Below are 15,066 nucleotides of genomic sequence, written 5' to 3'. Positions count from 1 at the left end.
AATGAATAAAGACCCGACAGCCACTTATTGACTTTCAGTCTCAGAAGGAACAGCGAGAAATCCAGCAGTAATTAATTTATTGATTTCAGCTTCCATACGCGGATCTTCCAGCATATTCTTCACCATGGAAACCATATACATAAAACCAGAAGCAGGCATATGAATAACCTGTTTTAATTCCAGCTCCTGATCGTTTTCAGCCAATACACCATTGGCCATTTTATTAGGTTCTTGCCCGACAAAGTAAAGGGAGAACACGCCTTTGTTATAATTGACACTGGAAATGGTTTGAACAAATTTTTCAGACATACAACTAAATACCGTAAATAGATTTTAAAATATTTATATATCGATTAATAATTAATCGCATTTAGTTGTATCAATTTATGCAGAGCCTAACTGACAGGATAAGCTCTAATTCAATAATTGATAATAACCAGAATAAAGAATGGTGAATTTATCATTTAAAAGTAAAATATCTCAAATTAACATTTAAAATCAACACTTAGCAGAGACAAAGTCCGTTTAACCACTATAGCGAGTCCCAATAATCCCATTAAGGCCGCTAAGACAAAGCCAAAACCTGTGGCTGAATACCTCTACAGGAGATGATTATCCGTTAATAAAAGTTATCACCCATATAAATAATTTCATTTATTATATGAATTTCATAATAGTACCATCATATTACTGCCGCGAGTTATAGCGGCCTGTAATATCCTTATCTGCATTGAAAACAGACATGTACTTTGTGTATTTTTCATCTTTGTTTGAAAAAAATTTTTTTTAAATTAAGCTTAAAAATGTCTCCTTAATTAAAAAAACAGGTTAGGGTAATTGTATGAAGAATATAAAAACCAAAATCATCTCATCTACTTCTTTGCGCTTTTTTGTTACAGGCCACCTTAAAGAAGGAAAACGCCACATTCCGGTATCAGATGTTTGGCCCACCGCTAACTCAGTGAATAATTGCATCTACGGCTAGGGTAATTTCATCACCCTTTAATATTCTATTATTGCAGCCTAATACTCCATGAAAAAAATTAAATCTATCCTTATGATTGGTGTTACTGCCCTGCTTCTGCCTATAAGTAGCACCGTAATAGCCAAAGAAACAGAAAATAACCCGAATGTCTATTCGGAGGATGAGATAATAAGACAACCTAAATTGCTTGAAAGGTTGATTTTCTCTTTAATTTATCAGCAACATGATGACCTGGAGAAAATACTTAATCTTTATAAAAAATCACACAGTCAGGACCCTTACCTGATTCTTTGGGCTGAAGCGAAAGTCCTCATGAAAAAAAGAGAGTACCAGAAAGCTATCAAGAAGTTAGAAACCATCCTCAATAACTATGACAGCCAAACCATTAAATTTGACTTAGCTATACTTTACTTACTCAATAAACAATATAATCAATCTGAAAAAGTCTTCAATAATTTACTCGTTAACGCTAATGATGAACAGGAAAAGAAGAACATAAATGATTATTTAAAGTACATTGAAGATAAAAAAGAAGCTAATTCCTATGTGAATTTCTCATTTCAGAGAGATACAAATATTACTAAAATGAGTAACAATTTTACATCTGAAATTCGTCCAAATAAACAATACCTTAACGTAAAAGACATAGGGTTATCTTACAACGCAGGCATCAGTAAAAAAATTTTTTTTGATTCTGGCTTATTCTCTGAACTTGATGTTGATGTTTATGGCATAAGATACCTGAAAGAAAAAAGATATGACCAATTAACGACTAAAATAGGCAATAAAATCGGATTTGAGGATTATTATAATTACTTCTTTTTAAAACCTTTTTATACAAAAGCATTTTATGGTGGTGGCGTATCAAATAGCGAAACAGGCTTTCACTCTTTTTATGATGCCATTGGATTTGACTTATTTAAGTTAACAAGCTTTAATGACAAATTCAAACATACAATTTTCTATGAAAATAAAAACGAATATTATACCTATAATAGAAATAAAGATTTAAATGGAGATATTAATCTCATTAACAGTTCATTGATATTTTTGCCATTTAATGATTTATATCTGTCTTTATCCGGAAATTATAGAGTAATTAACAGAGAGTACAGATGGGATAGTTATCATGTTCAAGGCGTTGGCTTCCTGATAAGAAAACTGTTTTTAGATGATTACCTGGTAGAATTAAATTATGATAAAATGAAAACAAATTATAAAACAAAAAGCCTTGATTCATTTAGGGTTAAACGAGAGGATATTACTGACTCCGTCTCCCTTTCACTCTCAAACAGAAGTATTAATTTATTTGGCATTTACCCGAGAATATCTTTTTCTTATAACAAAAACAAAAGCAACCATCCTTATTATTCTTATACTGACAAAGATATTTCTCTTGAGTTCAGGAGTGATTTTTAATCACCATAAGAATACATAGATATTCAGATAAATACGAGTTTATTTAACAAAATAAATTGCTATAGCTATAGCAATTCCGATTACTCTGATATTTTATTTTCGTTTTGAAAAGAGGTCAAATTCAGAATTAATTTTTGATAAAGTTTCCCACAACCAAACCATGCAATTGATTTAATTATAAAAAATTGTTTTCTTTTTGATTTGAAAAAAAATAAATCTAACTTAAACTTAATATTAACAGTATCTCCTTAGTTTTTTTTTAAAAAAATTGGAGTCATTATATGAACACGAAGTCTAAAATATTTTTAGTTCTCGCTTTGGTTCTTTCTGTTACAGCCTGTTCTAAAGGGGGAGGAAATAGATATAATCTTACAAACCATCCTGGAAAAGTAACACCACCAGAAAGAACAGAGAAGAATACGCTAACGCTTTACAAGAATTTTTTAAGACCTCCTGCGGGTGACAGGACAAACCCTTCTCTGAATGAGTATACCGGATTTTCAAATATTGATGGTCCGCCTGGTGGAGATCCTAATCCTGATGCGACAGGAAAATCCTTATCCGATTATGTATACGTTATGATAGATGCTAATGGATTGAAAGATAAGTATGTTCTGGTAAATGGTAAAGAGGATTTAAACAGTAAAGATAAGAGATATACCAACAAAGATGGAACAATTCTTATAGGTAGCATTGGCGGTCACATGTATCGAGCTCAAAGTATACAAAATGACCCGAGTAAACTCACATTGGCACATGACGTGCCGCATCACTATGAAGGTAAGGCTCTCCATGATACAGGTAAAGTAGCCTTGGATATGTATATAGATATTACGTTTCATAAGGATAACAGTATCGGCTTCGAAGGCTACCTGGATAAGGGGGGCAACTATGAATCCCACATATCAGACACCGTAAAGACTATGTCCAACTCCCCAATTGACCAGCCTTACCTTCAACCAATTAAAATTACAGCAACTGGGACATCAAGCTCAGGATTAGTACATGGTTCTGTCCTCGGTGGTGAATTTACTGAGGGAGGCAGTGGTTTTGGTGGTACATATAATAACCCTGACCATACAGTTGAAGGTAATTTCGCTCTGTCTCGAAAAAACTAAACAGCACTATGATAACCCAGGAAACAAAATCCTATAAACTGGCTCACTAGCGTGAGCCAGTTTTTTATTCATCAGAACATCTGAACAGTAAAATCCTGTCTGCCATCAGGCCGACTTGAATTTCCCGGTCATAGTATCAGCCCAGGCGGTAATAATAGCGGATGTTGTCCGGCTATCCGGCAAGTCAATAAAACCATTGTTACCAATCTCAGGTGAAAACCCACTCATCGCCTGCACTAAAGTATCTACAGCATTAGCTGAGAGTGCGGTATATCCGTGTTCATCCTGTGTACTTTTATCCTCCATCTGGGTGATGATATCTGCACGATTGCCATTAAAGTAATTCGTGAAAGTCACAGACCCCACAGCTTCAAACTGCCCTTGTAGCGATTTATCCTGAATACTGCGATTTGTCAGCAATACCAGATCATAGCCGCTGCGCCGGAACCACAGGTTTTGCCAGTTCAGGTTATTGAAGATTATTTTATCGGTGGCTTTAATATCCTCAACAACGTTCTCAATAACATCACCACTGACGACAAAACTATTGACCCCGGAGCCACCCTTGAAGCGGTTCTGATAGCCTCCCAGCACCAGCAGATCATTCCCTTCACCGCCGTTAAAGCGGCTGAATTTGGAAACGACATCTGCAATCAGATGATCATTACCTGTCCCGCCGTTGATCACCGCGTGATAACCCATCAGCTTAATGGCGTTACGACCTGTATTGCCATCGATCCGATTATAGTTGCCGAATACGGTTGCAAAATCATCCCCCGAACCCAGATCTACCTGATTGTTATTACCGATGGTGACAACATAATCCTGATCTTCACCGGCACTAACTCGGTTAAAGTTACCGGAAGCCACGATATAGTCACTGCCTTTACCACCTTCAATCATTCCGCCTTCACCGAAAGCAAAAACCTGATCATCACCGTCCCCCATATAGGCGTAGTTAATGCGTCCCGCCAGTACAGCAATGTCATCGCCTGCACCGCCGAACATCATATTTTCACGCCCCATCAGAACGCCGATGTCATTACCTTCTCCACCAGCAAAGATATTAGAGGTACCTACCGAGTAAAAAACATCATCACCACGCCCTCCCCAGAAGTTATTGTTATCCCCCAGATATGCACCCAAATCTTTACCATCTCCTCCCCAGTTAAAGTTGTAGTTACCGAGAGAGACATGAATATCACCATCACCTTGCAGATGCCCGCTGTTACGCAGAAAATCAAATGTTTTATCCTGCATATTCAGCAAATCTGTCGTCAGGTTTTCTTTCAGATTGGTCACCAGAGATTGCATTTCTGCCTGTTTACCCTGACTAAACAGAGTTGCAAACAGGTTTGGCAGGTTCAGTGCATTAAATCCGAATGCTCGTTCAGGCTGCTCCCCTTCAATGTTCTCCGCCTGTTTAGCATTTTCATTCAGAGGGGAATTATCTTCTGGAATTTCATCCGGTGTTTTCGCTTTCAATCCGTGACTTTCCGCAAAAGATTGAATGCCATCAGTGCCCGTGTTCAATCCTGCTTTCAGACCATTGAGCAATTTTTCCGGATCGGTGAACGACTGTAGTTGATCACCACTGAATTCCCCGATGATCTCCAGCATTTCCCGCAGAATAGCAATGCCATCTGCCGGCTGATTGGCTTCAGAAATACCGTTACGGGAAACAATACGTCCATCCGATGTGTAATCAACAGCAAAAATATCCGCCAGTGTGGTCTCTGCACTGACTCCGGCAAGATTCCCCAGCAGCTTATTTTTAATCTGACGTGGCAAATCTGTCGGGCTGAACGTAAACGTCGTTTTTGCCATACCTGTGGCTGTGTATTCCTGTGTCATCAGGCCGAACAGTGAACCCAGATTGGTATCCAGTATGGACTGAATATTGTCACCAAACATGAAATTCCAGTTACCGGTTGTCACCTGAATATCCGCACCCTGCCCGCCAATGGCAAAATTGAAGGCCAGTTTCTCATTTGCCTGCCGGAATTTATCCGCCCGACTAAGACTACCTGATTCAGGTTTATTGCCTTTCCCTCCCAGCCATTGGTTATATTTCTTGTTCAGGCTACTTTCTAGATCACTTTTCAGGCCGCGGCTGCTACGATCATTCTCTGTATTCAGTTCCGTCAGAGTTTCATATCTGACGCTACTGGTCAGATCGATGCCGGATAAATCGCTGACGTATTTCTTCGCTCCCTCCAGTGTCCATTGCTGCTCCTGCGCTGTCAGCCAGTCGGCTGAACCAGACAGACCCGGCGCAGTTTGTGATGAAACAGTTTGTGATGTTGTCGTTTTTGCAGAAATGTTCTGCAATACAGCAGAAATACGCGCAGCACCATCAAATGGATTGATTAATGGCGGGGTCGGAATGGATTTTTCCAGCATCACAATCAGATCATTACTGCGCCCCAGATTGAAACTGACGTTACGATTCCCCACAAATAACTGTGCACCTTCAAATGCCTGATAACCGGCAATATCAACACTGTGCCTGCTGTCTCCGTTGCCAATGTGAACCATCACATTGTTATCACCGAAAGCCAGCGATTTGAAACCACCTGTACCGACTTTGATCCCCACATTTGTGGTTCCCCAATTGACAGCAGTAAATTCACCATCACCAACCTGCACCTGAATATTGCCGGAATAACTCAGCTTCCGGTCAGAAGCCATCTCATCAGTGAGATTATTTTTCTGTTTTTCAGGTTGTTTCTCATCTTGCACAGGTGCATGGAATGTTGCGGTATTTTCAGCAATAGCGCCTTTCGTTTCGGTCTCCGCACCAGTGCGCCCCACACGGGACAGGCTGATACTGTTTTCAGAGATACCATGACGGATACGTTCGGAATATGACTCTACTTCCCCTTTCTCATTCCAGCCCAGTACAACCTTGCTGTCCACCAGCTTATGAATCCACTGCTCCTGCGCATCGCGGGTATATTTTCGCCCGCTGCTGTCTACTGCAACATCACTGCTACGCGCGGATACGGTAGTGCGCAGTCCCTGACTGTCAAGAGCCGAAATAAAGCGGCGGGCAAAACCATCACGTTTGTCATCACGGATCAATGAACAACCGACAAGACTGATATGTTCAGGAGTACCTGCCTGCGTGAAATCTGCTCTGAACTGTTTCAGCTTCTGTGCCAGTTCATCCGCACTGTATCCTCCCATGCGGGTCAGGTTTGAGACTGCTTCATCACGCCCGTGCCCGACTATCTGCCAGCGTAACTTACCGGACAGTTGAGCCGGTTCACCGTAAACCACACGATACTGACCGTTAGTATCAAGTTGAACAATGACACTGCTGTCGGGATGTTTACCCGCCAGATCAGCAGCGGCCCGTGCAGCAACAGGATCGTTTTCAGTCTGAATAATCACCTGACCGCTAAAGCGGCTTTCCCCGCCTTCAGCCTGTGGTTTAACCGTCACGGTTTCCCATTCCCCGACAGGCTGATTCTGAACCCGGTGTTCAGCATCTGCCTCCGTATTATTTGCCGGAGTACTATCCAACTGGACATTTTCACCCAGCGGTATTTTTACCTCACCCTCAGCATGTTTCCGGCGATTTGCCTTTCTGGCCGTGCTTTCTGCCTGTGCTTCCTGCAATGCCTGTGCATAATTGAACAGTTCGGTTGGTGTCCAGATACCAAAATGAGGCTGCCTTTTATGCCCGATAATCTGGTCCGCACCACCCGCTTTAAGTACCCGGGCAACAGTGCTTGAACAGTTACCGGTTAACAGTTGATAACGGGCATCAGGATTCTGGCTGATTTTATGCCACTCAGCCTGCATTGCTGCCACGTCTAATCCCGCCAGATTAATACGGAAGACACGCCCCTGATCCGGCTCACTGGCTTTGAAGTCCTTAATATTTCTCAGTTCACTCTCTGCAAACTGGCTGATCACCTGAGCAATACGTTTTTCAATCCGTTCTGGTGTCTGCTGTTTTGCCGCTGTCCGTAATGCTTCCGCAAAGTTTTTACCCACTTCAAGCATATCCATGCTGCTGTCTTCCCATTGCTGCATAAACGGACGGGAGATATGCTCAGGTACACCGACAGATTTCAGTAGATTAGGATTTGCAAGGGCTGCCATAGCAAAGCCTTCGCTGATCTCTTCAAATCTCGCATCAACACCTTTTGCCGTCTGTAATTTTTCAATAAACCGTTCCAGCTTACGTGCACCATCGTGCAGACCAAAGTTATCTTTTTCTTCAGAAGCAACGTCCAGCGCCAGTGCATCATTTTGTCCCGCTGGCTGGCTAAGATCACGCCAGCGCAGCTTTACATCAGGATGTTCTTCGGTGGAGACATCAAAAATACGCCAGACATTGGTTGATTTTCCGCCTTTCGGCCACCAGCTGACATAGTTTTTCTCATTGAATTCGGCCGCATTTTCTGCACTGATTTCAATACGCCCGTGCCCGATTTGCAGGGCTGCATGTCCCAATCTGCTGTGATCACTGGGTTTCCAGATAAACAGCGTGGCACTGACGGGAGACAGTTGCTGTTCAATGGCCTTATGTACCTTTTTCAGACCGGCGACATCAATCCCTTTACCATCTTTCGCCAAATCACGAGAAGTTAAGTCTGAGAAAACCGCTTCTGCCACGGACTGACCATACTCTTTGGCAACAGAGGCTCTTATCTGCTCAAGCGCCTTTTCCGCACGCTCTGCTTTGACATTGATCTGAATATTGGATTTGCCGCGGGTAACGAGATTTCCCTGCTCATCAATATAAAGATGTTTAGACTCTTTCAGGCTGGCATTACCCAGTTTGGCGTACAAATCACTGAAGCTGCCTTTCGCGCTGCTTTCCACTGCGGACTCGGCAATCGCCAGTGTTTCGTCCAGACGTACCTGAATTTGTGACAGCAGGTTTTTCAGCGCTGGCACACGCGCCGAATCAGGATGCCCCAGAAGATAACCTTCCACCTGATGACGCAGGCCGGACAGTTTTTCAATTGCCTCCAGATCGTAGTCCCGGCTGTTTTCCAGCCCGTTTTGATAATCTGTAAGCGCATCCAATACACGCTGATAACTCTCTCCACGGATCTTGCCTTTAACATATGCGGCTTGCTGTAATTCATCCGCAGACATCAGCTCAGTTTTCGGTTTATAACGCCAGCTACCGTCTGTTTTTTCAGCCAGAATACGGGTGCGTCCGTTATCATGGGAAACAATACGGTCTTCCACCAGATACAGCGTATCGGGCAGTTGTTGGTAATTATCATAGTTAGCGAGGATAAAGCGTTCGATGGCTTTAGTCTGTTCAGTATTCTCCGTGTCTTCCACAATAATGTTTTTGAAGCCGATGATTTCAGAACCATCATTGCTTCTGCCCGGCCACGGACGGATTTCAAAACCATTGTAATCATCCGATTCACGTACCAACAGGTTGCGTTCAGTGCGCAGCCCGTAAAATGGCAGAGCCTGATTCAGCAGGGTGTCAATGGCACTGGTTTTAATATCCAGATCAATCAGCGTATCCGGCTTATAATCGGTAGGGTTCAGGGCAAGCCGCCTTTCCTGCTCTTCAAAGCTGAGTGAATCAAAACGGGCTTTGACAGAAACGCCTGCATCCGTCAGCCTGCGGCCGATATTCTCAGGTGATACTCCCTGATATTCTTTAGCTGCTTTATCCAGCAGACGGATTTCACCTACTAACCCTTCACGCTGCAACTGACGCAATACCGGCAGTTCAACATTCCAGAAATAGTTACCTAAACGCAGACCACCTTCTGCGATAACATAAACATCATCACGCGAGCCGGTGGCATACAGGGAGCTCCAGAAACCCGTATTACTCCGTGCCGATGCGTTAATCACTGATTTCAGTGCATTCTGCTCGGCAATATCCGGGTCAAGGAACATGTCACCCCAGCGCGTCAGCATCTTGTTCAGCTCTATCGCAAAAGCGTTACCTTTCACATCAATATCGTAAACAACCTTTCTGCCATCTGTCTGGGCGGCATCAAGAATATTACGGTACTGTTTGAAATTTCTGCCCGACCAGAATGAGACAATGCTTTTATCGCCATGTACAGGCGCAAAACTATAGCCATAGTGTTCCAGCTTTGAAACAAATTCGACCCGCTTATCCCAGTTATAATCAACGGTGGCATCAACGAACAGTTTTGCCAGTGAAGTTCTCTGCGCTTTCGGAATACTGTTTTCTGTGCCATTCAGGTAGCCTTCGACGAAGGTCACCATTTTTTGTCTCAGCGTGTCGGGAATATCCGCATCCACACGTTCGAAACCCGGCACCGGAATATAAGTTTCGGTTGTGAGGTTATTATCACTGTCCAGCCACTGATAAATATTAGCGACTTTCTGTGCCCTGAGTGCCGCATCGGAATGTTCAGGCGTATCAGTCTGCTCCGGCTGGCTTGCGCCCAGCGCGGTCAGCCCACTGAGATCAGGAGCGGCAGGGGTTTGCGCTATGCCCGGATTATGGGTGGCTTCCGTATTATGATGATCCAGATTTATATGCTGCTTTCTGGTACGTATGCCCGCATTAATCTGTAAACGATCCAGTGCCGATTTTGCATTCACCAGCTCACCCAGATCTTCTTCCAGATATTGCAGTTCCAGCCCGAATTCGTCTTCTGTCTGTACATCAGTGCCAAAATCGGCAGGAGAACGGGTTTCTCCGGTATCGTTTTCCCCGGCATGATGTTCAGCAGGAAATTCAGTATAGGCAGGAGCCTGACCTGATAACCCGCTTCCTGCCGTTTTTTCACGATCCGGCAGTTGATTACCATCCAGTTTTGCGCTGTTGGCATCTGACTGCACTTGTGCTGTTTTTATCTCTGCTGCCGATACCGCACGCTGGCCCCGTTGTTCTGCTTTCTGTGCAGCGGATTTTCCGTCACGGGCGGCCTGCTCTGCCTGCCTCATATGCGCAATAGCTTTCTGCTCCCTGAATTCAATATCAGTATGAGCATCATCAATCTTCTGCATGGCGTGCTGACGATGCTGATCTCCTTCGGTGGCACCCGATTCAGATTTGGCAACAGCATCCTTAACTTCTCCCAGACGTTGCGAAGAGGCCTGCTGAACATGTTCCAGTTGTTGCTGTGCTGTCTCTTTAGCACTGTCCAGATGCGTCTGGATATTGCCCAATAAACCGTCGGCAAACTGATCACGCCACTGCTGACCGGATTGCCCATGGTGTGCGTTAAGATCAGCCAGCGCTTCCAATCCTTTTGTTTTTGTCATCAACTCTTGTGTGACCGAGCGGGCTTCATCATTAATAGCTTCACGCTGCGACTCACCATTGGCATTCAGCGCAGTCAAATCGGTCTTTTCCAGTTGTGATTGTGTGCCGGAAATCGCCGCCAACTGTTTTTCTTTTTCCTGCTCCAGACGATGACGATCAGCTTCTGCCTTTTCTTTGTCCTGCAACGCATTCCGTGCCGCCTGATCCTGACTGACATGCTCAGCAATATCGTGGTGCTGCGACTCTTCATGACTGAGGCTGCGCTGGATAGCATCAATGTCCGGGGTATCCACTGCCGACACCGCACTTTGCAGATTGTCTTGCAGTTCAGAAGTCACTTCATCCACTTCTGTCAGCCTGAAACCGTCCAGAGAAGACACTTCCGGCAGATCAATCGCTCCGCGTCCTTTGTGGGTTCCTGATGTGTGGGCCTCATCGCCGTTAACCAGATAGCTGATGGCCTGGCTGCCTGCTGAGCCAAGCAGTGTCTGTTTGACGTTATCAAACAGCGCCCCCAGTTTATTGCTCTCAGTATTACTTGCTGCCACGGCCAGACTGTAAAAGTCACCATTACCCACCTGAACAGCCACATTATTCCGCGCATAAGAGGCATTGATGTTCAGCCCGTCGCCCACGCGGATATTGGCATTGCCCGTCCCTTTCATAACAGAGATATTCAGGCCGTCACCGACTCTGGTGTTAACGTTGTATTTACCCCATGCCACGTTGACAGAGACACCGTCACCCACTTTGGTATTCACGTTCAAATCACCGTGAACGGCAGTAACACTCAGACCGTTGCCGACTGTTGTGGTGATATTGCCTTTACCTTTAGCAACCGTTGCCTGAATACCATCACCCACTTTGGTAACAACATTACCCTGACTCCATAATGCGTTGAAGCTGTCCCCTTCACCGACCTGAGTCACGATATTGGCATCCCCTTTAGCCAGCACAACATTGCGTCCGTTACCGACTTTAGTGATGACATTTGCTTTACCCCATGTACCGGTGTAATCATCACCGTTGCCGATATGGGTAATAATATTGGCCTGTCCCTGAACAACGGTAGTTTCCTGACCATCCCCCACTTTAGTGATGATATTCGCTTCACCTTTGGCAAAGTTATAGCGATCTCCGTCACCATAATGCGTCAGAATATTGGCTTTGCCCCAGACTGCATTTACGCCTGTACCATCGCCAACTTTAGTGATGATGTTAGCTTCGCCTTTGGCAAACCCGACAGTAGCACCATCACCAATATGGGTCATGATGTTGCCTATTTTAGAAATCAGCAGGCCGACAGCCGTTCCATCGCCTACTTTGGTCAGGATATTGCCTTTGCTGTTCAGCAGGGCGGCGGTTGTTCCTTCACCGATATGTGTCACCACGTTGGCTTCCGAAGCCGCCACAACGCCCATAAAGCCGTTACCGACTTTTGTCACGATATTCGCTTTACCCTGCGCCAACACTCCCGTCATGCCATTGCCGACATGCGTCATGATATTAGCCTTACCAAACATCGCAGCCAGTGTTGTGCCATCACCGACTTTAGTCATGATGTTAGCCGTACCGCTCAACAGGCCGATGCTGGTTCCTTCTCCGACATGGGTATAAATGTTAGCCTTGCCTATCATTAAAGCCGCAGTCAAATCATTACCGACTTTGGTCAGAATGTTGGCACCGCCAATCATAGCTGCAAAGGTAGAACCATGGCCGATCTGAGTAAAAATATTCCCTTTGCCGACCATAGCAGCAAGGGCATCACCGTTACCGGCTTTAGTCGCGATGTTACCTTTGGCAATCATCAGGGCGACACTCAGGCCATCACCAACATGAGTGAAGACATTGCCGAATGCCAGCATCAGCGCCAGCGCATTGCCATCCCCCACTTTAGTGAAGATATTGCCGCCACCCGCCATCAGTGCATACGTATTCCCATCTCCGACATGGGTAAAGAGATTGCCGAATGCCAGCATAGCAGCAAGGGTTTCACCATCACCGACTTTGGTGAAGATATTACCTGCCGCCGCCATTACGCCCAGCGTTTGTCCATCGCCGACATGAGTCAGGACATTACCCAGCCCCAGCATAATACCGGTAGTATCACCATCACCGACTTTAGTCAGGATATTCGCTCCGCCTAACAGAACGCCGGAAGTGGCTCCATTCCCGATATGTGTCAGGACGTTGGCACCACCTCCCATAACAGATAGCAGATCACCCTTGCCCTTTTTGGTCAGAACGTTAGCACCACCCAACGCAATAGCTGTTGTTTTATAATGAATTGTTTTATCACGTATTGTTTTATCAGATGCTGTATCGTCTGAGCTGTCGCTGATATGGGTAATAATATTGGCACCACCGAGCAGACCGGCTGCCAGATCGCCTTTCCCCATTTTAGTCAGGATATTGGCACCACCAGCCAGAACAGCAGAAACTTTCCCCTGTCCTATGCTGGTCAGCACATTGGCTCCGCCAACACCAGACCAGACGGCATCTCCGTGCCCCATCTGAGTGTGAGTATTGAAGCCACCGCCCATTGAGATGCGGCTGTCACCATTCCCTTTGTGGATGGAGATATTCCCGACAGCCAGAAGATGGGCAAGATAACGGCCGTCACCGACACGAACCAGCACGTTAGCCGCGCCACCGGCATTGACTTCCATATCCCCGCGCTTGCCCTGATGAAGAAGTACGTTGGCAACCCCGGCACCATTAAATGTTAAATTGCCTTCTTTGCCTTTTTTGATGATAACGTTTGCACCACCGGCACCGTTAAATTCCGTGTTGCCGAATTCAGACGTATGCTCGATAACATTGGCAATACCTGCCCCACTAAAATAGACATTGCCTTTTGTGACATTGGATTTGACAACGTTACCGCCACCGGCACCTTCAAAACGGACATCGCCTGAAGTTTCACGACGCTCAGTGACCGGAAACAGTGGCTGATCACTGTATTCATATGTTCCGGCAACTCGATCAGTTGTTGTCTGTATCACTCTGGCGCTGTAATGGAGTTCACTCAGTGAGTATGCCCCTGTGCCCATAGGGTGATAGCCATAACGTTCTGAGATGATTTTATCAGCCAGACCAGTCGTATGGTCTCCTTCCTTATACCAAGGACGTGCAATGTATTGCAGTATTCCGGTTTCAGGATCGTTTTTCAGCTCAACCACAACAATTTTAGTGTGAATTCCCAGTTTTTTGGCATACACATAGGTATTTGGTGTGCGATGAGATTTAACGGCTTTTACATCAACAGTTGTGCCATCCCGATAAACAGCATAACCGCCCATTCTGGCATCTGACAAAATGACATCGTCTGCCTTAATGCGCAAACCGCTGCCATACGTCATCCATTCATTTTCTGTCAGTTTTTGTTGTACTGCCTGAATCGTGGCGGCTTGTTTGTGTTCTACAATCAGGTTTGACAGGGTATATGCTCCATCAATACCCACATCCACAAAACCGTTCTGTTCAGTGATGTCCTGTTTTTCCAGTCCTTTGAGGTGATTACCTTCTTTATACCAAGCGGTTGAATGGTAAGTCAGTTTTCCGGTTACCGGATCATTGAGGAGCCGGATTTTATGAATTTTCGTATAAGTGCTGTCAGCAAAGGCAAACAGGTAAGTATTCGGCTCCCGTGCTGACTTGATGCCTGACACCTGACTATCGTTGTCAATCCATGAGCCATGCATGGTTGCACTTTTCAGGATAATCTCTTTGGCATCCGCATACTCTATTCCTTCGCCGCTCAAATCACTATCAGCGCCTTTACGGATAATCCGGTTATACCCGCCAGCTCCGGCAAAGTGGATATTCCCCTGTTCAACATCAGAATACAGGCTGTTATAACCACCGGCTCCCTGAAACCGGATATCACCTTGTACACCTTTGCGGGTGATACCGTTATAACCGGAAACACCTGAGTAATTGACAGCACCGTTATCACCGGTGTGATTGATGTTCAGTCCACCGGCTACACCGGCAAACTCTATCGTACCATTATGAGTTTTATTGATGGCGGTATACCCTGACCCGCCTTTGACCGTCAGAGAGCCACTGGTATCATTGATGTTCAGATAACCGGCACCCCCGACAACCGTGTCATGCCCCCATGTTGTATTGACGGTGGCACCGATTGACCCGACGACAATATAATCATTACCGCCATAAGCATTAATGACGCCACCAACGCCTATCGCGTGTATCGTGTTACCGTCATTATCATCCTCATATCTACCGGTAAAGAAGTATTCCGTACTTCGGTTAGATGATTTTCCCATAAATATTCCTGG

At 45.0% G+C, this 15,066-nt stretch carries 4 protein-coding genes; 2 read left to right on the top strand and 2 right to left on the bottom strand.

Annotation, left to right across the window (positions count from 1 at the left end):
• Positions 1–24: 24 nt before the first annotated feature.
• Positions 25–309, bottom strand: coding sequence for a protein RtxH (gene rtxH / locus Xinn_RS04020; RefSeq protein ID WP_086953791.1), 285 nt, complete (start codon positions 307–309; stop codon positions 25–27).
• Positions 310–1,033: 724 nt separating this feature from the next.
• Here rtxH and Xinn_RS04015 point away from each other — a divergent pair.
• Both Xinn_RS04015 and Xinn_RS04010 read left to right on the top strand, forming a co-directional pair.
• Complete coding sequence (locus tag Xinn_RS04015) at positions 1,034–2,404, top strand: surface lipoprotein assembly modifier (RefSeq protein WP_086953792.1); 1,371 nt, start codon at positions 1,034–1,036, stop codon at positions 2,402–2,404.
• A 281-nt stretch (positions 2,405–2,685) separates the two neighbouring features.
• Positions 2,686–3,522, top strand: a complete 837-nt coding sequence (locus tag Xinn_RS04010) for a hypothetical protein (RefSeq protein WP_086953793.1) — start codon at positions 2,686–2,688, stop codon at positions 3,520–3,522.
• Positions 3,523–3,627: 105 nt separating this feature from the next.
• On the opposite strand, the gene rtxA is transcribed toward Xinn_RS04010, so the two are convergent.
• Positions 3,628–15,054, bottom strand: a complete 11,427-nt coding sequence (gene rtxA, locus Xinn_RS04005) for an MARTX multifunctional-autoprocessing repeats-in-toxin holotoxin RtxA (RefSeq protein ID WP_086953794.1) — start codon at positions 15,052–15,054, stop codon at positions 3,628–3,630.
• Positions 15,055–15,066: the final 12 nt, after the last annotated feature.

The sequence above is a fragment of the Xenorhabdus innexi genome, from assembly GCF_002632485.1.
In the GTDB taxonomy this organism is placed as follows: Bacteria; Pseudomonadota; Gammaproteobacteria; order Enterobacterales; family Enterobacteriaceae; genus Xenorhabdus; species Xenorhabdus innexi.
This window is presented reverse-complemented; position numbering and strand designations above follow the sequence as displayed.

Bases quoted from the DNA above. Each gene is read 5' to 3' on its own strand.
- Xinn_RS04010 (WP_086953793.1), top strand. From the start codon at position 2,686: ATGAACACGAAGTCTAAAATATTTTTAGTTCTCGCTTTGGTTCTTTCT.
- rtxH (WP_086953791.1), bottom strand. From the start codon at position 309: ATGTCTGAAAAATTTGTTCAAACCATTTCCAGTGTCAATTATAACAAA.
- Xinn_RS04015 (WP_086953792.1), top strand. From the start codon at position 1,034: ATGAAAAAAATTAAATCTATCCTTATGATTGGTGTTACTGCCCTGCTT.
- rtxA (WP_086953794.1), bottom strand. From the start codon at position 15,054: ATGGGAAAATCATCTAACCGAAGTACGGAATACTTCTTTACCGGTAGA.